Origin of the sequence: Brevibacillus reuszeri (assembly GCF_001187725.1) — a bacterium.
Lineage (GTDB): Bacteria > Bacillota > Bacilli > Brevibacillales > Brevibacillaceae > Brevibacillus > Brevibacillus reuszeri.
The window spans coordinates 1173857-1191930 of sequence record NZ_LGIQ01000009.1 but is presented as its reverse complement, the minus strand read 5'-3'; the positions used below and the strand labels follow the sequence as shown (position 1 = coordinate 1191930).

The 18074-nt window shown below is 47.1% G+C and carries 24 protein-coding genes and 1 tRNA gene; 24 read left to right on the top strand and 1 reads right to left on the bottom strand.

Annotated elements, in window-relative coordinates; all coding sequences use genetic code 11:
- Window positions 1-14: 14 nt before the first annotated feature.
- A complete protein-coding gene (locus ADS79_RS19935; RefSeq protein ID WP_049740126.1) occupies window positions 15-272 on the top strand; it encodes a stage VI sporulation protein F in 258 nt (85 codons plus the stop codon).
- A 119-nt stretch (window positions 273-391) separates the two neighbouring features.
- Here the strand turns inward: ADS79_RS19935 and ADS79_RS19930 are convergent, their stop codons facing one another.
- On the bottom strand, window positions 392-895 hold the full coding sequence (locus ADS79_RS19930) for a hypothetical protein (protein WP_174769576.1): 504 nt from the start codon (window positions 893-895) through the stop codon (window positions 392-394).
- Window positions 896-1031: 136 nt separating this feature from the next.
- Between ADS79_RS19930 and ADS79_RS19925 the strand changes: the two genes are divergently transcribed.
- The 23 genes from ADS79_RS19925 to aroH all read left to right on the top strand — a co-directional run bounded on the left by ADS79_RS19925 (window position 1032) and on the right by aroH (window position 17832).
- A complete protein-coding gene (locus ADS79_RS19925; RefSeq protein ID WP_049741076.1) occupies window positions 1032-1220 on the top strand; it encodes a DUF2768 family protein in 189 nt (62 codons plus the stop codon).
- A gap of 12 nt (window positions 1221-1232) precedes the next feature.
- Complete coding sequence (locus tag ADS79_RS19920) at window positions 1233-1529, top strand: 2Fe-2S iron-sulfur cluster-binding protein (protein WP_049740124.1); 297 nt, start codon at window positions 1233-1235, stop codon at window positions 1527-1529.
- A gap of 16 nt (window positions 1530-1545) precedes the next feature.
- Entirely contained in the window at window positions 1546-1887 is a 342-nt protein-coding gene (locus tag ADS79_RS19915; protein ID WP_049740123.1) for a 2Fe-2S iron-sulfur cluster-binding protein, read from the top strand.
- Window positions 1888-1910: 23 nt separating this feature from the next.
- A complete protein-coding gene (locus tag ADS79_RS19910; protein WP_049740122.1) occupies window positions 1911-2636 on the top strand; it encodes a hypothetical protein in 726 nt (241 codons plus the stop codon).
- Between the two features lie 289 nt (window positions 2637-2925).
- The gene (gene spoIVA / locus ADS79_RS19905) at window positions 2926-4404 is read left to right on the top strand and encodes a stage IV sporulation protein A (RefSeq protein WP_049741075.1); all 1479 of its coding nucleotides are present in this window, start codon (window positions 2926-2928) and stop codon (window positions 4402-4404) included.
- Window positions 4405-4642: 238 nt separating this feature from the next.
- A complete protein-coding gene (locus ADS79_RS19900) occupies window positions 4643-4915 on the top strand; it encodes an HU family DNA-binding protein (protein WP_005831316.1) in 273 nt (90 codons plus the stop codon).
- A 240-nt stretch (window positions 4916-5155) separates the two neighbouring features.
- Entirely contained in the window at window positions 5156-5719 is a 564-nt protein-coding gene (gene folE, locus ADS79_RS19895) for a GTP cyclohydrolase I FolE (protein WP_049740121.1), read from the top strand.
- 496 nt (window positions 5720-6215) lie between these two features.
- Window positions 6216-6292 (top strand) — tRNA-Pro (locus ADS79_RS19890).
- A gap of 108 nt (window positions 6293-6400) precedes the next feature.
- Window positions 6401-7219: a lytic transglycosylase domain-containing protein gene (locus ADS79_RS19885; protein WP_236700045.1), complete on the top strand. Its 819-nt coding sequence runs from the start codon at window positions 6401-6403 to the stop codon at window positions 7217-7219.
- Window positions 7220-7255: 36 nt separating this feature from the next.
- Complete coding sequence (gene mtrB, locus ADS79_RS19880; protein ID WP_049740120.1) at window positions 7256-7486, top strand: trp RNA-binding attenuation protein MtrB; 231 nt, start codon at window positions 7256-7258, stop codon at window positions 7484-7486.
- Window positions 7487-7559: 73 nt separating this feature from the next.
- The gene (locus ADS79_RS19875) at window positions 7560-8075 is read left to right on the top strand and encodes a hypothetical protein (protein ID WP_049740119.1); all 516 of its coding nucleotides are present in this window, start codon (window positions 7560-7562) and stop codon (window positions 8073-8075) included.
- Between the two features lie 116 nt (window positions 8076-8191).
- Window positions 8192-9028, top strand: a complete 837-nt coding sequence (locus ADS79_RS19870) for a heptaprenyl diphosphate synthase component 1 (RefSeq protein ID WP_049740118.1) — start codon at window positions 8192-8194, stop codon at window positions 9026-9028.
- Between the two features lie 5 nt (window positions 9029-9033).
- A complete protein-coding gene (locus tag ADS79_RS19865) occupies window positions 9034-9753 on the top strand; it encodes a demethylmenaquinone methyltransferase (protein ID WP_049740117.1) in 720 nt (239 codons plus the stop codon).
- Window positions 9754-9826: 73 nt separating this feature from the next.
- Complete coding sequence (locus ADS79_RS19860; RefSeq protein WP_049740116.1) at window positions 9827-10696, top strand: UbiA-like polyprenyltransferase; 870 nt, start codon at window positions 9827-9829, stop codon at window positions 10694-10696.
- A complete protein-coding gene (locus ADS79_RS19855; RefSeq protein WP_049740115.1) occupies window positions 10693-11289 on the top strand; it encodes a UbiX family flavin prenyltransferase in 597 nt (198 codons plus the stop codon). The genes ADS79_RS19860 and ADS79_RS19855 overlap by 4 nt, the downstream gene beginning before the upstream one ends.
- A gap of 5 nt (window positions 11290-11294) precedes the next feature.
- Window positions 11295-12158: a menaquinone biosynthesis protein gene (locus ADS79_RS19850; RefSeq protein ID WP_049740114.1), complete on the top strand. Its 864-nt coding sequence runs from the start codon at window positions 11295-11297 to the stop codon at window positions 12156-12158.
- A 9-nt stretch (window positions 12159-12167) separates the two neighbouring features.
- On the top strand, window positions 12168-13133 hold the full coding sequence (gene hepT / locus ADS79_RS19845; RefSeq protein WP_049740113.1) for a heptaprenyl diphosphate synthase component II: 966 nt from the start codon (window positions 12168-12170) through the stop codon (window positions 13131-13133).
- A 107-nt stretch (window positions 13134-13240) separates the two neighbouring features.
- Window positions 13241-13684, top strand: coding sequence for a nucleoside-diphosphate kinase (gene ndk, locus ADS79_RS19840; protein ID WP_007716560.1), 444 nt, complete (start codon window positions 13241-13243; stop codon window positions 13682-13684).
- A gap of 137 nt (window positions 13685-13821) precedes the next feature.
- Complete coding sequence (locus tag ADS79_RS19835) at window positions 13822-14595, top strand: CheR family methyltransferase (protein WP_049740112.1); 774 nt, start codon at window positions 13822-13824, stop codon at window positions 14593-14595.
- Window positions 14596-14669: 74 nt separating this feature from the next.
- Window positions 14670-14840, top strand: coding sequence for a hypothetical protein (locus tag ADS79_RS35715; RefSeq protein WP_162839542.1), 171 nt, complete (start codon window positions 14670-14672; stop codon window positions 14838-14840).
- Window positions 14841-15191: 351 nt separating this feature from the next.
- Entirely contained in the window at window positions 15192-16352 is a 1161-nt protein-coding gene (gene aroC, locus ADS79_RS19830) for a chorismate synthase (protein WP_049740111.1), read from the top strand.
- The gene (gene aroB, locus ADS79_RS19825; protein ID WP_049740110.1) at window positions 16352-17452 is read left to right on the top strand and encodes a 3-dehydroquinate synthase; all 1101 of its coding nucleotides are present in this window, start codon (window positions 16352-16354) and stop codon (window positions 17450-17452) included. Before aroC ends, aroB begins: the two co-directional genes overlap by 1 nt.
- 2 nt (window positions 17453-17454) lie before the next feature.
- Complete coding sequence (gene aroH, locus ADS79_RS19820; protein ID WP_049740109.1) at window positions 17455-17832, top strand: chorismate mutase; 378 nt, start codon at window positions 17455-17457, stop codon at window positions 17830-17832.
- Window positions 17833-18074: the final 242 nt, after the last annotated feature.

Sequence of the window (18074 nt, the reverse complement as noted above, 5' to 3'; positions counted from 1 at the left end):
AGGAGGAGAGAGGTATGAACAACTTTTTTTTGAAAAAGCTGCAAGGAAAAGACAGTGAACAAGTGGATGAAGCAAAATTGCGTACGCTGGCAGGGCAAGTAAAACGAAGTGACTTTGAGGACGAAGATAAGCTTCGTCAAATTATTCAGTCGCTTGCTGCTTTGACCGGAAAGAAGATCACTGCCGAAAAGGAAGACAAGATCATTGAAATGTTCCGCAATCAAGAAATTAGCATCCATGACATGTCATCCATAACCAAGCTTTTGAAGTAGGAGAAATGGGCGATTATGCCCGTTACCTGCTGAGAAAACGATCATACAGTAAGACTAGGAACAATCATGGCTCTACAGGGACATGGCTGACCTACAGAACCAAGAAAAAAAGAGGGATCTCATCCCTCTTTTTTTCGTTGCTTGGAGATGCTGTTGCCAACCGTTTGACTCAACAAGTTTTGCACGAGTGGAGATTGAAGAAGTCCCAGGAGCTGACCGATATCGATATTCGCTAAAGGGTTGCTGCTCGCTCCTGTTTCTTTATCACTTGCTTGCTCGACGACCTTTTCTTTTTCGGGCTCTGCAGCAGCCTTTCGCTTGGAAGTGGGCTTTTCAGCGGCTACAGCAGGTTCAGGCTCAGGCGTGCGCTTTCCCAGATTTTCAAATACCTCCATAGCACCGTAAAGTGAATCCATCGTCTCTTCTACCTGCCGGATCGTTGTGCTGATCCCTTTAATATTGGTGCGCATTTTGGATACCGATGATCGCAGGTCTACGGCTGGCAGCAGCTTTTTAGGTGTGACAGCCAGTGATACATCTGTCACCTGCTGCTCACTTAGCTTTTTGCTGGGTATGGGAGCATAAGGATTCCGCCATTTCCGGTTATTGGGTTTGTTGCTCAACTTCCATCCCTCCATTGGGCGTTCTTCATCACGATAGTCTATGCGAATGTCCAGAAGGAGGTTCGAACGCTGTCAGACGAAGGCTGGAGAAGTATGGTATAATGAAGCAAAAAATGCAAAGGATGCTGCAATCCAGATGTATATCGATCCTATGACCAAGATGAACATCTCCCTGCTGGCCATCGGCCTGATGTTCGTCTGCAATTTACTCATGATCTTTGCACGAAAAATGACAAATGCCCTGTTGCGTTTTCTAGTAAAAACATGCGCTTTTTTGCTGCTAATAGCGGTTTTTGTAATGATTCTGATTGTAATTTTTGTGTAAGGAGAGCGAAGAATGGCGCAATTAACTTTACATACGCGCTCTGGCAGTCATGAGCTGCCAGTAGAGCTGCACCAAACCATTGTGACGATTGCCAAGAAAAACAAAGTAACCTGGGGTCACGCATGCCAGCGAGGAGTATGTGCACAGTGTCGTACGTTGGTAGTTGAAGGAGCCGAATACTTGAACGAAATCACGCAAGAAGAGAAACTGCGACTTCGCAAGGCAGAGCGGGCTGAGGGCTATCGTCTTGGCTGTCAGATTCAGGTCGTTTCCGAGGGAGATGTAATGCTCACTCATCGGCCGTATTGACAGGAGCGGAGTATATATGGGCAAGGTAACGTTTTTGCCAGGGGGCAAGAGTATCAAAGCAAGAGCTGGACAAACGCTCGTCAGCACAGCTGCTGCTGCACGAGTGGTTATCCCTCAGAGGTGCGGAGGACACGCTTCCTGCCTCATGTGTCGGATTGTCCTGGAGAATGGAGAGCTGACAAGTCCAACTGCTCTTGAGCTACGCAAGATGCCTGAGCAGGATTTGGCCAAAGGCATTCGTCTTGGCTGTCAGGCTAAGGTAACACAAAAGGATTGTACCATCCGTATTCCTGAGAGTCGTTTTAAATCAGTCGTACAGGCTGCTTTGGAACGAGAACGCAGTGAAAATGAAGATTGAGGCTAAGAGGTGTGGAAAACAGCATGTGGCAATCATGGCGTAAAACGTTCAAGCTGGTGGCGAGCATATCGGTCCTGTCTGTCGTTCTGACAGGCTGTCTGTATCCGGATGAACGAAAAGCAGAAAATCAGGTTCCAAGTACATTTTTTCTAGATGCAACACAAAAAGCGATTGAGCAATTTCAAAAGGATACACAGGTTTTGCCAATCGTAACGAAACCACTCGATACTCCCATTTTTGAAAAATACGAGATAGAATTTCGGAGAATGATTCCGAAATATATGCCTGACGTACCGGGAAATGCCTTTGAAAAAGGCGGTGTATTCAAGTATGTCTTGATTGATGTGGAGACGAAACCAACAGCAAAACTGATCCATTTGGGAGCGGTCAGTACCGTAGCGGATGTCCAGAGCGCAGTTGACCGCTACCGTAACTATTTTAATAAATTACCCATCCAGGCTGATCTGGGGAATGGTTATTATTCAATTGACCACTCAGAAATTGGAGTAAAAGTGTGGCAGGTTCAGTCCACGATGGGAAACTATCTGCTGCCGCTGGTGATGAATGAGCAGGGGCAGGTTGGTATCGACTACGGGGCCGATATTGCGACACTGCTTCGTGAGACAAAGGTGACGGTAACGCCAAATACAGATCCGCGGTACGTACTGGCCAGGGAGTCCATGTTTGTGCCAGCAAAGTCTTTTCCATACGAGCTGGTTGATGGCGAACCAAAATTGTTGAAACTGTAAGAAGGCCTTTAGCGAGGCTTTCACAAGAAGGAGCGGCAACAGATTCGCGCGGAGAGTTACTATTCGCTCTAGAATTCGCAAGCACGACTCCTGTACATTCTTATACGTGAACGGAGAAAAACGACTCATCGTGGGTCGTTTTTTTTTGTTCTAGTTATCCCAAAAATACATATATTTGTACTGTCCACGAAACTAGTACGAGATTCCCTACGAAAATACTGACGGTCAGGGATAATTCGGAAAAACGGTCATAGTGTAAAAATAGACAAATAGAAGGAGGTCATCGATGGTGGAACGAGTCGATATCTTTAAAGACATTGCCGAACGGACGGGCGGAGACATCTACCTAGGTGTCGTAGGTCCGGTTCGTACGGGAAAATCGACCTTTATCAAGCGGTTTATGGAGCAGGTCGTCATCCCGAATATCCAGTCTGAAGCTGAGCGGATCCGCGCTACAGACGAATTGCCGCAAAGCGCTTCGGGCCGAACAATCATGACGACAGAGCCTAAATTTGTTCCTAACCAGGCCGTCAATGTACACGTAACCGAAGGACTCAGTATCAACGTTCGCCTCGTTGACTGCGTCGGTTATACGGTACAAGGGGCAAAAGGCTTTGAAGACGATAATGGCCCTCGCATGGTGAATACACCGTGGTATGAGGAGCCTGTCCCGTTTGAGGAAGCTGCTGAGGTAGGAACACGCAAAGTAATCCAGGAACACTCCACCATTGGGATCGTCGTGACAACGGACGGCAGCATCGCTGAGATACCGCGCGTGGGATACATTGATGCAGAAGAGAGAGTCGTAAGTGAGTTGAAGGAAGTCGGAAAGCCTTTTGTTATCGTCGTCAACTCTACACGCCCTCGCTCAGACGAAGCACAAAATCTCCGTTTGCAGCTTCAGGAAAAATACGATGTGCCGGTTGTGGCCCTGTCTGTCGATCAGATGACGGAGCAAGAAGTGCTTTTGCTCATGAGAGAAGTACTGTTTGAATTCCCAGTACATGAAGTGAATGTGAACCTCCCTAGCTGGGTTATGGTTCTGGAGAATGGACACTGGCTCCGTCAGAATTATGAAGAAGCCGTACGTGAGACTGTGCAGGATATTCGCCGGTTACGCGACGTGGACCGTGTCGTCGGCTTCTTCAATGATTATGACTTCATTGAGCGGGCGTCCCTCGCTGGAATGCACATGGGCCAAGGGATTGCAGAGATTGATCTCTATGCGCCAGACGAGTTGTATGATCGCATTCTGATGGAAATTGTGGGTGTCGAAATCAACGGAAAAGACCATCTTTTGAAAATTATGCAAGAGTTCGCCCATGCCAAGAGAGAATACGACCAAGTGGCGGAGGCTTTGCACATGGTCCGGAGTACTGGCTACGGGATAGCGGCTCCGTCGTTGCATGAAATGACCTTGGACGAACCTGAGCTGATTCGTCAAGGCCCACGTTTTGGGGTAAGACTGAAAGCAACAGCTCCATCGATCCATATGATCCGAGTCGATGTCGAGTCCGAATTCGCTCCGATCATCGGTACCGAAAAACAAAGTGAAGAGCTTGTCCGCTACCTGATGCAAGACTTTGACAAGGACCCACTATCGATCTGGAACTCCGATATTTTTGGTCGCTCCCTCCATTCCATCGTGAGAGAGGGTATCCAGGCAAAAATCACGATGATGCCGGACAATGCGCGTTACAAGCTCCAAGAAACCTTGGGTCGCATCATTAACGAGGGTTCAGGTGGACTGATTGCAATTATACTCTAAGGACTAGGTAATAAGTCCTATGAATAGCGAGTGCAGAAGGGGCTCCCGCCGTGACGGGAAGCCTTTTTTTCTTGTATTTCGCTTTATTTCGACAGGAGGGGCTTGAATTTAAGAAATCGGTGTATTACTATAAGCTTGTCAGATCGGTAAAAACAACCAATCGTGTATAAAATGCTTCGTTTCGGTTAAGAAAAATAATAGCTAGGACTTGGTGTTCTTTGAGGGGAGGTGAACAAGAATGAACAAAACAGAACTGATTGCAAAAGTGGCTGAAACCACTGAACTCACCAAGAAAGATGCAACCAAAGCAGTTGATGCGGTTCTCGACGCAATTGCTGATGCACTGAAAACGGGTGATAAAGTCCAACTGATCGGCTTTGGTAACTTCGAGGTTCGTGAGCGCGCGGCTCGTAAAGGTCGTAACCCACAAACTGGTGAAGAGATCGAAATCGCTTCCAGCAAAGTACCTGCTTTCAAACCAGGGAAGCAACTCAAAGATTCCATCAAGTAATCTTTTACGATTGCAAACGAAGCACTTACATAAAAAAATCCACATTGTCCGCAATGTGGGTTTTTTTCTGCTTACATACACTTCAGCATGAAAATCTTGTCAGATCTTTTTGTTTTTTTGCATCCAGTATGATAAGATGAGCATGTTTCGCCTGCTGATGAAAGCGTCATGCAGGTACAAGGATTTGGCGTACCACAAGGTTTGTAAAAAGTGGTGTGTCATCAAGTAGGAGGTACAAGGATGAACGTTGATTTGGATAAAATTAAGCAAGCGGTTCGGATGATTTTGGAAGCAGTCGGTGAAGATCCAGATCGTGAAGGCTTGCTCGATACTCCTAAGCGTGTGGCAAAAATGTACGCCGAAGTTTTTGAAGGCATGCACATAGACGAACAAAAGTATTTTGAAACGGTATTTAGCGAGGATCATGAAGAGATGGTTCTGGTCAAAGACATTCCGTTCTACTCCATGTGCGAGCATCACCTGGTTCCGTTCTTTGGAAAGGCACATGTCGCTTATATTCCAAAGGGAGGTCGTGTGGTGGGCCTGAGTAAACTGGCTCGTGCTGTAGATACCGTCGCACGTCGTCCACAACTGCAGGAAAGAATCACAACCACAGTAGCGGATGCCATCGTAAGCAAGCTGGACCCGCATGGGGTAGTGGTTGTAGTAGAAGCGGAGCATATGTGCATGACTATGCGCGGTGTGAAGAAGCCAGGCTCCAAAACAATCACCTCAGCAGTACGCGGTGTGTTTGAAAAGGACGCTGCAGCTCGCGCAGAAGTATTCAGTCTGATTCGTTCCTAGTTTGAAAAAGCTGATCGTCTAAATATGCGATCGGCTTTTCCTTTTGTGGGGCTGAAGGCATTACAGAAAAAAAGCCAGCTGGTAAAGGTGAATGATACTGGGATCAAATCGTTGCAGTTAGAACCGCGTATGGTTGCAGGTGAGACGAAGTCCAAAATTCATGTGTTTTTCGGAAATGCATTATTAAAATAGCGCATTGATTCGATGACAGCATCTGAAGTGTAAGGAGGTCTCTGCGCCTTAAATGATTCTTTCGTGCATGCAAAGAGAGCTCTACTTTCTTTCTATCAGTAAGTTTGTACTCCGCTACGAGAGTAGCAAGTAATGGAACCTACTCTGATAAAAAATGATTGGCAAAAATTCGCTTTTTACTCTTGCGAGGGTGGGCTGATGTACTGTATAATTGAGCCCATAGGTAAAGAGAACGGTTTCATTACTGAATGAAAGACGATCACTCAGACCTTGAATTTTCCCTTTCACGTAAATGTGAGCACGTCGGGATGTGGCGCAGCCCGGTAGCGCGCACCCTTGGGGTGGGTGAGGTCCAGGGTTCGAATCCCTGCATTCCGACCATTTATATGAACAGACCAGAAGCCTAAGCAACAGGCTTCTTTTTTGTTGCGAGCAAGCATTTGAGCCGCTCTTAACGTTAAGGTGAAGCTGCGACTTTGAGGCCGCCTCATGGCGACATCGCCGTGCTTGCAAATCTGTTTAACCTTGGATTCCAATTTCGCTATTGGCTTCCTGATATTTCTTTTCTATAATGGGAAGAAGACTAGCGAGGAAGGGTTGTTCGTTACCATGAATGTTCCTGTATCACTACAGCCATATTTGAACCAGCTGTCGCAATACAATGATTATGGCACGCAGCAGTCTATTCTTCCAACAGGTGATGAGGATTTATTTGCTACTCTTTTACAAGACAAGATAGCAAATGGACAAAGAGTGATTACCTCAGAGGAAATTTTAGCGGAGCTTGACGGTTCGCCTGATCTGGACTTTTCAACAGGTGCCTTTGGCCGCAATGCCGATATGTCGAAAACATATGCTTCTGATGAAAAGGCGACAGCGATCGCTCCCAAAGAAATTTTAGAAAAAATTGACCGAATGGCACGCGCAATAGGTGTAAACTCCGACTTGGTTCGTGAAGTAGTCAGAGCTGAATCCAATTTCGATCCGACGGTTGTTTCTCATGCCGGGGCAAAGGGACTTATGCAGCTCATGGATCAAACCGCAAAAGCGATGCATGTGCGAAATGTGTATAATCCGGATGAGAACCTGGCGGGCGGAACCAAGTACTTGAAATCTCTCCTGGATCGCTATGATGGCAATGTGAAGGTAGCGCTCGCTGCTTACAATGCCGGGCCAGGGCGAGTCAGCCGCTTGGGGATTGATACGGATGTAGAACTAGAAGCGAAATACGAGCAGCTGCCACAGGAAACACAGCGTTATGTAGAGAAAATCATGAACCGATTGCAGGCGAATGGGACAACCTACTAGGAAATCGTGATACCGTAATCGTCAGGAGGGAACAGCGTGTCTCAACCATCTAGTTTTAATCAAGATTACTTTGTCGTCAAAGCGAAAGAAAATGGCGTGCATGTGATCGGACTTACACGAGGTACTGACACTCGTTTCCATCACACAGAAAAGCTGGATAAAGGCGAAGTCATGATCTTTCAATTTACGGAGCATACTTCCGCGATAAAAGTGCGAGGGAAAGCACTCATTTATTCGCAGCACGGAACGATCGATACAACAGAATGATCTCGCTGTTTTCCATAAAAGCAGGCATAGCCTGCTTTTTTTGTTTGTACAATGGTGGAGAGGAGGGATGCCCATGCCCCGCAAATTCGTGACGGCTATCGCCGTTTCCACATTGATCGCACTGTTGCTCTCTCTTGTGCCAAGTAATAGCTGGAAAATGAATGACATCCCCACATTTCAAGCAACGCATCCCATTCATCTGAGCGAGCAAAATACGTTGGATTTGTTTACAAGGGTAGAAACACATTATAATATTAAGCGTATAAAATGGGAAAACTCGTCAATTTATGTCGATTTAGCAGTGAATTCCGATCAAAAGGTAGAGCTTCCTCATGTTTTTTACGATTTTTATGGCTTGACACATGATTTGTTCACGCTTACTGACAATGTGAAACAAGTATATTTTCGCTTGCTAGAAGTGACGGATACCACCCAAGATTCAAAGCTACTTGTAGCAATTCAATCGAGTAATGAAAACCTACCTAACCCGATCAAACCGTTAGCTGAGCTGTCAGATGTGGAAGCATATGTGAGAGATACATTTCCTGTTCGAATTGAGCCCTATTTTTATGAGAGAATTAGTCCCTGACCAAAGAAGTATGGTATGATAACAGGGACGGCCTTTTGACCGGACGGCTAAGTATGATGGAAGTGTACGAAAGCAGGCAGACATCTTTAGGTTGCGCAGCTTGTGGAGGAGGACGCATGAGCAAAGAACACACCCCCTATGTAGAAGAAGTTCGGTTGATTGTCGAACAGATCTACAAGCGATCTACCCATCCCTTTGTAGAATATTACGTTGATGTTCCTTCCATGGCGGAAAATCGTCTTGAGCTTTTGTACCTGTTTTTACTGGAGCAGGGCATGACCAAGGAACGGGCAGTGACTTTCTGCACAGCGACGGGACTCGTCCAGCTGGGACTGGACATGCACGAACATGTGAAGAACGAGTATGAACAATCAGAGACGGCAGAACGCAGCAGACAGTTGACGGTATTGGCTGGGGATTACTACAGTGCCCGCTACTATCATTTGCTCGCGGAAGCAAGTGAAATCAAAGCGATTCAAACATTATCTGGTGCCATTCAAAGAGTCAATGAAGCCAAAATGAAGCTGTATACAGCAGGTCGAGATGGCAAGCTTCCGACAGATGAAGAATACTGGGAGCTTCGCAATATGATTGATACAGGATTGTATGTAGCAATCGTTGAGGAGTACGCCGATTCCGAAGACAGCCGTCGTTTCTGGATGGAGCTGATGAAGGAAACAGCCAAGGTAGAGAGTGTCATCGGAGAATGGGAGCAAATCAAGTGGCAAGAACAAGTTCCCTTTGGTTTTGCCCGTTTTTTGCTGCAAAAACCAGGTGCTACACTCGCGCAGGTGTTGTCCAGCGTCGAGCATACCGCTATGGAATTGATCGGGATGTGCGAGCAGATGGTGCGCACCCTGCATCCGGTAGAAACGCGTAGCATGCTCTCAGCGATAACAGCGAGATACTCCCATCGGATTAATCGCTTGAAAAGGGTAATTGAGGAGATGTAAGCCTAGTGGACCAAACCCAAATGAAAGACAAAGCAGAATACGTTCACTCTGTATTTGAAAGCATTGCGGATGAGTACGACAAGATGAATAACGTCATTAGTTTTGGAAGTCATGTCGCCTGGCGAAACTACACCATGAAGCAGATGAACATACAGCCTGGCCATACTGCTTTGGATGTGGCTTGTGGGACAGGGGATTGGACGATTGCTCTGGCGCAAGCGGTTGGACAGGAGGGCAGTGTCGTTGGGCTTGACTTCAGCCAAAATATGCTGGATGTTGGAGCGTACAAGGTTGCAAACGCCGGAGTAGGCAATCGAATCAAGCTGGTGAATGCCGATGCGATGAATTTGCCTTATGAGGACAATACGTTTGATTTTGCTACCATCGGCTTTGCCTTGCGCAATGTGCCCGATGTACAGCGAGTATTGAATGAAATGGCAAGAGTCGTTAAGCCGGGCGGTAAAGTCGTTTCTTTGGAAGTGTCCAAGCCTCCCTTTATTCCTTATCGAAAGCTATTTTATCTTTATTTCTATAAAATCTTGCCACTGATTGCAAAGTGGACAGTAAACAAGTATGAAGAGTATGCCTGGCTGCCGCAATCCTTAACCAATTTTCCGGACAGTCGAGAGCTGGCGAAAATGTTTCAAAATGCAGGACTGGACCCTGTCCAGATCAAGCTGTTCATGGGTGGAGTTTCCGCTCTGCACATCGGAACCAAACAGTAATTTTTCATTTACTGGTCCCCGCTGTAGTAGTGGGATGATCCAGTATTTCTTTAGTGGATAGGAAGTGTAAGACATGGGACTTCGTAAATTGAAAATAATTTTGGAAATGATAAAATTCGAGCACTCCCTTTTTGCTCTGCCTTTTGCTTTTATGGGAGCTGTTTTGGGTAGTATTGTAATAGAAAAGGCTTGGCCTACTTGGATGGAAATCTTTTGGGTCACAGTAGCGATGGTGGGAGCACGCAGCGCGGCCATGTCGTTAAACCGGGTAATCGACCGGGTAATTGACGCGAGAAATCCGCGTACGGCTACCAGGGCCATTCCAGCTGGACTCATCTCCATATTGGAAGTTATTGCGTTTATTGTTGTGTCTTTTGCCGTTCTGTTCATTGCGGCATACCAGTTAAATGATTTAGCAGTCAAACTGCTGCCGCTGGCTGTTTTCGTATTGGTGCTGTATTCCTATACAAAGCGGTTTACGTGGTTGTGCCACTTCATTTTGGGTGTAGCAATCGGCTTTGGTCCACTCGGCGGTTGGGTAGCTACAACCGGTCAGGTAGACCCGATTGGTTTATTGTTGTTTGCATCTGTGATGTTTTGGACGGCGGGCTTTGATATCATTTATGCGTGTCAGGATGCTGATTTTGACCGCAAAGAAGGGCTGTTTTCCATGCCGAGCCGCTTTGGCATCAAGAACGCCCTGATCGTTGCACGTGTTTGTCACATTCTTACCTTTGTAGGACTGATGTCGTTGTATGCGGTAGCAGACCTGTCCATCTGGTTTTTGATTGGTGTGTTGATTTCCGGTGCGATTCTCATTTATGAGCACAGTCTCGTGAAGCCAACCGATCTATCCAAGCTTGATGTCGCTTTCTTTAATATGAATGGGATTTTGAGTGTCGTCATGTTTGTCTTCACGATGATTGATTTGGTGATCTCATGAGCCAGCAAAAATGGGCTGTTGGGATAACGGGTGCGAGTGGTGCCATTTACGGGGTGCGACTGGTACAAGAGCTGCTTCGTGCAGGACATATCGTTCACCTGATGATAACGGAAGCGGGCTGGCAGGTTTTTCATGATGAGCTGGATTGGGAAACCGATGACAGGGAAGGATTTGTACAGGTAAAGCTGAAGCAGGATTTTCCCGGTGAGCTGCATTATTGGGGACTGCGCGATTTTAACTGCCCTGCCGCGAGTGGCTCCTACCGGTGCGACGGGATGATTGTCGTACCTTGCTCGATGGGAACGGTTTCAGGAATCGCTCATGGAGCATCGGGGAATCTGTTGGAGCGGGTGGCGGATGTCATGATCAAAGAAGGACGCCGCTTGGTACTCGTGCCGCGAGAAACGCCACTGAATGCGATTCACCTGGAAAATATGCTGAAGCTGAGTCAACTCGGTGTGAAAATCCTGCCGGCGATGCCAGGTTTTTATCAGAAACCGCAAACAATGGATGACCTCATTCATTTTGTAGTAGGGAAAACTTTGGATGCACTTGATGTGCCACACTCGCTGTTTCGGCGTTGGGGGGAATAGGAAGCATGCAAAAATCCTTGCGAGTCGGACAAATCTTATACACAAACGTACTCCCTGTTTACTACTACTTTGACCAGCCTAAATTCGAGGATCGGATTCAATTTATTCGACAGGTACCTGCCCAGTTGAACCAGGCCATGGCTGCTGGCGAGATTGATCTGGGTCCGATTTCTTCCTTTAGCTATGCTGAGCATGCTTCCCAATACGTGGCGCTAGCGGATTTGTCCGTCAGCGCCAAAGGGAGAGTAGGCTCCCTTTTCTTGTTCAGCAAGAAGCCGATCGAGCAGCTGAATGGGGCGAAGATTGCATTCACAAATACATCAGCGACTACTGTCAACTTGCTCAAAATCATTCTCCTTAAGTTTTACGATTATGAGATTTCTTACGTTACACAAGAACCTGTGTTAGAGGAAATGTTGCTTGGAGCAGATGCAGCGCTTTTGATTGGCGATGACGCAATCCAGGCAAAACGAAACAGTCACAACCTGCACGTCTATGATTTGGGAGAACTGTGGCATCAGTTTACGGGGTATTCCATGACATTCGCCATATGGGCTTTGCGCAAGGCAGCCATTGCGGACCATCATGATTTGATTGCAGAAGTACATGCTTCCTTCTTGGACAGCAAGAGGAAGACAAAAGAAAATCCAGCTCCCTTAATTGATTACGTTCACACCCATTTCGGAGGAGAAAAAGAAGAGTGGGTCCGCTATTTTCAGGGCTTGCAGCATGATTTCGGCGACGTACAGCGAATCGGACTAGAGTATTACTACCGATGCGCGGCAGAGCTGGGACTTCTGGCGGCACCAACTACTGTCGACCTGTGGCAGGCTGGGGGCCGGCAGACCAAAACTACGTTGACGAGATAGGTGGAACGGATGAACCTAGTCGATATTTACTTCAAGATGAAAAAGGACGTCCAGTATATTGAGGATGAACTGGAAAAGTCCATTGATACGGATGTGCGTGAGCTCTACCAATCCTCTACCCACCTTCTCAAGGCAGGAGGAAAACGGATTCGTCCTGTATTTGTGCTGCTCGGGGGGAAGTGGGGAAAATATGATCTCAAGCGTTTGAAGCATGTTGCTGTTCCGCTTGAGCTGATTCACATGGCGTCACTCGTTCATGACGATGTGATTGATGATGCAGACAAGCGACGCGGAAAAGATACCGTTCGGATGAAGTGGGACAACAAGGTAGCCATGTATGCGGGTGATTATATCTTTGCACGGGCATTGGCGATTGCGTCTCAGTTGCCGATTCCGCAGCTGCATCAAATCTTGTCCAATGCCATCGTTGAGGTCTGTAAAGGCGAAATCGAACAGGTCAAGGACTTGAACAACTGGGACCAGAACTTCCGGACTTATTTGCGTCGGATTAAACGCAAGACAGCTCTGCTCATTGCAATCAGCTGTCAGCTGGGGGCCGTTGCCAGCGGTGCGACCGAAGAGCTGATTCGGAAAATGTACTGGTACGGGTATAACGTAGGGATGGCTTTCCAGATTACCGATGACATTCTGGATTTTACGGGAACAGAGAAGCAGCTGGGAAAACCAGCCGGAAGCGACCTGCTTCATGGCAATATTACACTTCCTGCGCTATACACAGCTCATCATGGCAGAGCAGCGAAACAATTCCAGTCATGGATTGCGGAAAATACGTTTTGGGATCACACCGATGAAGCGATTCGCCTCGTTCGGGCTGATGAGGGAATAGCTTTTTCACAGAAGCTGGCGGAGCGTTATATCACGCGAGCGCATGCAATCTTGTCGGATCTGCCTGATAATCAAGCGAAAACTTCGCTCACAGGAATTGCAAATTTTATCATTGAGCGTAAATTTTAATGATTTTTTAACCGTCAGGCTGTTGCTTGACCACCATAGTTTTGATAAAATTTCTGTTGGTGGTGTCATATACACCAATACATAGCTCTAATGGAGGCATACTTACAATGGAAAAAACATTCCTTATGGTAAAACCAGATGGCGTACAACGCAACCTGATCGGGGAGATCGTTTCCCGTTTTGAGAAAAAAGGATACCAACTCGTAGGCGCGAAGCTGATGACTGTTAGCCGCGAACTGGCTGAAGAGCATTATGCAGAGCACAAAGAGCGTCCTTTCTTTGGTGAACTGGTAGACTTCATCACATCCGGCCCAGTATTTGCTATGGTATGGCAAGGTAACAACGTAATCACAACTGCTCGCGCTATGATGGGCAAAACCAACCCAGTTGATGCAGCTTCCGGAACAATCCGTGGCGATTTCGCTACTTCCGTTGGTATGAACATCATCCACGGTTCTGACTCCCCTGAAAGTGCTGAGCGTGAAATCGGTCTGTGGTTCTCTGCAGAAGAAGTACTTTCCTTCGAAAAAACAATCCAACGCTGGATCTAATTCGTCAGGACAAAAAAACCCCTTTTTTGGGGTTTTTTTCTTTTTTTCGTCAAAATCTCCGGTAGTTCTGATAGGATTTTGCGCAAATAATGGCGAATCAAGTAGAAGTGTAATTGCAAAAAGGGGGTACAGCTCTCATGGAAGATAAGGACTTTCTCCAATTTATAGCGAATGTTAAAAAAATGACCGGAATCGATCTTGCCCTCTACAAAGAAGCGCAAATGAAGCGTCGTCTTACCTCGCTACGAATGAAACGGGGATATGCCACGTTTACTCATTATTTTGATGCCATTTCCAAGGACAAGGAACTGTTCTATGAGTTTCTGGATCGGATGACGATCAACGTATCGGAATTTTTCCGCAATCCAGGTAGGTGGGATGTGCTTGAAAATAAAATATTGCCTCGGCTAGCCAAACAGTCAGGGCGTGTCAAATGCTGGAGTGCAGCCTGTTCAACAGGGGAAGAACCGTATACGCTATCTCTGATCCTGCTTCGGAAAAAGCTGGAGGCGACCATCTTGGCTTCGGACATTGATGAAGGTGCCCTGTCCAAGGCAAAGCAAGGCGTTTACACAGACCGTTCCCTGCAGGATTGTCCGAAAGAGCTAATATCCAAGTATTTTGCCAAAGATACACTCAGCTATCGGATTTCAGAAGAAGTAAAGAAGCGCATTACATTTAAAAAGCATAATTTGCTCGCTGATACGTTTGATACCCAATTCGACCTTATCATTTGTCGAAACGTCATGATTTACTTCACAGAGGAAGCAAAGCATGAGCTGTATCACAAATTCAGTCGTGCACTAAAACCAGGTGGGGTCTTGTTTGTTGGCAGCACGGAGCAAATCTTCCAGCCCCAGCAATATCAGCTAGAGGCAGAAGATACGTTTTTTTATCGAAAAATGGGATAATTCACCAGTGCTGAAGTATATCTCTGCTCATTTTTCCCAAGACTAGGAATACCTACTTGCAGGGGAGGCAGCAGATGGATAAGCACAAGGTCATCGAAGCGTATCGTCGAGGTCTGATTACACTTCAAGAGTGTGGACAAATCCTGGGAGCGGAAAAGACGCAATTAGACGATTTAATGCGTGTAGACCACCTCCGTCAACCGATCAGCTCCAATCCGTTTTTGGTGGTGGACCGCTTTTCATGAGCGCCATGTAATAGCCAAGCGCTTCTCCAACCGGAGGGGCGTTTTTCAACGTATAGGAAATTATAAGCGTGGAGCTTATAATTTCCGGAGCGCATGACAAGGTGCCTCAGCGTACGCATCCGGCATAACTACGGTAAAACATTCTGCTAAACGCGGTCGCTCCTCCCTGAGGTGGCCTTGATAGAGGTTTTCTTATGTCAGATATAAGGATTTCCGTTGGTTTTGCCACTTTTGTATTTCCACCGAGGTACAGGTATGATATTATAGCGCTTAAAAGTGATAAAGGACAGCGACCCTTTTTAAACCAAAATAGGGGATAAAGCTGCCTTGGAGGATGGAGGAAGGAAAGAGATGCGTTACTTGACAGCAGGGGAGTCTCACGGGCCTCAATTGACAGCGATCATCGAAGGCGTACCGAGTAACTTGCCTATTTCCATTGAGGCGATAAACGAGCAATTGGCACGCCGCCAAAAAGGACATGGCCGTGGAAGAAGAATGCAAATTGAAAAGGATCAGGTGAAGATCGTTTCTGGTGTACGTCATGGATATACCACAGGAGCACCAATCACGCTGGTCGTTGAAAATAAAGATTGGACACACTGGCAAGGAATTATGAGTGCAGAACCGGTCGAGGGTGCAGAAGAAAAAAGACGCGTATCTCGTCCTCGCCCTGGACATGCTGATTTGAATGGTGCGATTAAGTATCACCAGCGCGATATGCGAAATATTCTGGAACGTTCCAGCGCGCGTGAGACAACGGTCCGTGTAGCTGTAGGCGCCGTGGCACGTCAATTGCTGGCAGCCTTTGGCATCCGCGTGGGCGGACAAGTACTGCAAATCAACGATATTGTTGCAAAGCGTCAAGACGTTACACTGGACGAATTGATTGCACGTACGGAGGAATCGCCCGTTCGTTGTCTGGATAAAGAAGCAGAGCCTTTGATGATGGCTGCCATTGACAAGGCAAAGGAAGATGGAGATTCCTTGGGTGGTATCGTCGAGGTTATCGTAGAAGGAGTTCCGATTGGACTTGGCAGCCATGTTCAGTGGGATCGCAAGCTGGATGGACGTCTGGCCGGGGCAGTTATGAGCATTCAGGCTTTCAAAGGTGTAGAAATCGGAGTCGGCTTTGAAGCAGCAGGATTGCCAGGCTCCAAGCTGCACGATGAAATTATTTGGAACGAAGAAACAGGCTACAGCCGCAAATCAAATCGTGCGGGTGGACTGGAAGGCGGTATGACTACAGGAATGCCCGTTGTGGTTCGCGGTGTCATGAAGCCAATTCCTACCCTCTACAAACCACTCATGAGCGTAGATATCGATTCCAAAGAGGCGTTCTCTGCCAGCATCGAGCGTTCCGACAGCTGTGCTGTACCAGCTGCTAGCGTCGTAGCGGAAGCAGTAGTCGCTTGGGAAATCGCAAGCGCCATGTGTGAAAAATTCCCGTGTGACTCGATGGATGACATGTTGGAAAATGTACGCCAATACCGTGAGTATACGGTGAAATACTAATGAGTACCCAGAGCCTGACTGTCGAACTGGGAGAGCGCTCTTATCCGATTGTGATTGGGAATGGCCTTTTGCAGCAAGTACCAAACCTGCTGCAAGAGGCTGGCATTTCCTCTTCTAGCAACCTGCTAATTGTGACAGACGAGCACGTAGCTGTTCGCTATTTGTCATTACTGCGTGATGTCCTGAGGGCTGCAGGCTACAAGGCCTCGGCAAGCGTCATTGCTGCAGGAGAGCAGTCCAAGAGCCTGGCTGTTTACGAACGGATCATGACGGAAGCGATTGAAGCGGGTCTGGATCGAAAATCTGCCATCCTGGCGCTTGGCGGTGGCGTCGTCGGAGATTTGGCTGGTTTCGTAGCTGCTACGTATATGCGTGGCATTGATTTTGTCCAACTGCCTACAACCCTGCTTGCACATGACAGCTCAGTTGGTGGTAAGGTAGCGATCAATCACCCGCTTGGGAAAAATTTGATTGGTGCCTTTCATCAGCCACGAGTGGTTATTTACGATACCGCAGCGCTTCAAACATTGCCAAAGCGCGAAGTGGCAGCGGGATTTGCAGAGGTCGTCAAGCATGGACTCATTGCAGATGAGTCTTTTGTAGATTGGCTGGAAGTGAATGCACAAGAGCTGTGGGAGCTTGATTCAGAATTGTTAGCGAAAGCGATTCAACGTGGCTGTGCTGTGAAGGCAGAGATTGTTTCAGAGGATGAGACTGAGCAGGGAAAACGAGCGTTGCTTAATTTAGGCCATACCTTTGGACACGCTTTCGAGGCGTTGTCGCAATACTCGGCACTGAATCACGGTGAAGCGATTGCGATTGGCATGTGCTTGGCGGCAAAGGTTGCTGAGCGCATCGGCTTTGCGGAAAAAGGAATTTACGAACGAACGAAAGAGATTCTTCGTCTCTATCATCTACCTACCTCTTGGCCGGGTGAGCTTGCACCAGAAGCCGTATTGGATGTAATGAAGCGGGATAAAAAGACGATTGGCGGCAAGCTAAACCTTGTTTTGCCAAGTGCGATTGGACAAGTAGAGGTAGTAAAAGATATTGATGAACATCTGATATTGGATGTAATGAGAGAAGAAGTGGAGGCGTAACCATGGGAGTGCGAGGGATTCGAGGCGCCGTAACGGTAGAAGCCGATACGCGTGAGGAAATTGTATCATCAACAAAATGGCTGATTGAAGAAATGGTAGGACGCAATGAAGTGAACCCGGAAGACATCGGAAGCATTATCATTACGACCACACCAGATTTGTGTGCAACATTTCCAGCACAAGCGGCGCGTATGATCGAAGGGGAAGCCTGGGCGTTTGTACCATTGATGTGTGCACAAGAAATTGCTGTACCAGGCGGGCTGCCTCTGTGTGTACGTGTCATGATGCACGTAAATACAGACAAGACAGCAAAAGAAATTCACCACGTTTTTCTGCGTGAAGCCGTTAAGCTTCGTCCAGATTTGACAAATCACAGTTGACATTCGAGGCGCTCTCTTTTACCATAAGTGAAACGAGAGCGCCTCGTTTACCGGTTTTAAGCAGATTCCGGCTGAGAGCAGAGTAAGTAGAGCAGAGTAGAGATGAGTTAGGTTGAGGAGAGAAGAGGTAAGCTGGGTACATACAACTACCCAATCCAGGTCCGTTCTGGATTTTTCTACGTGGAAGAATTTATGGGCAATCGTCTGTAAATTCTGGAGCATGTTTTTATTTAGTCAATATC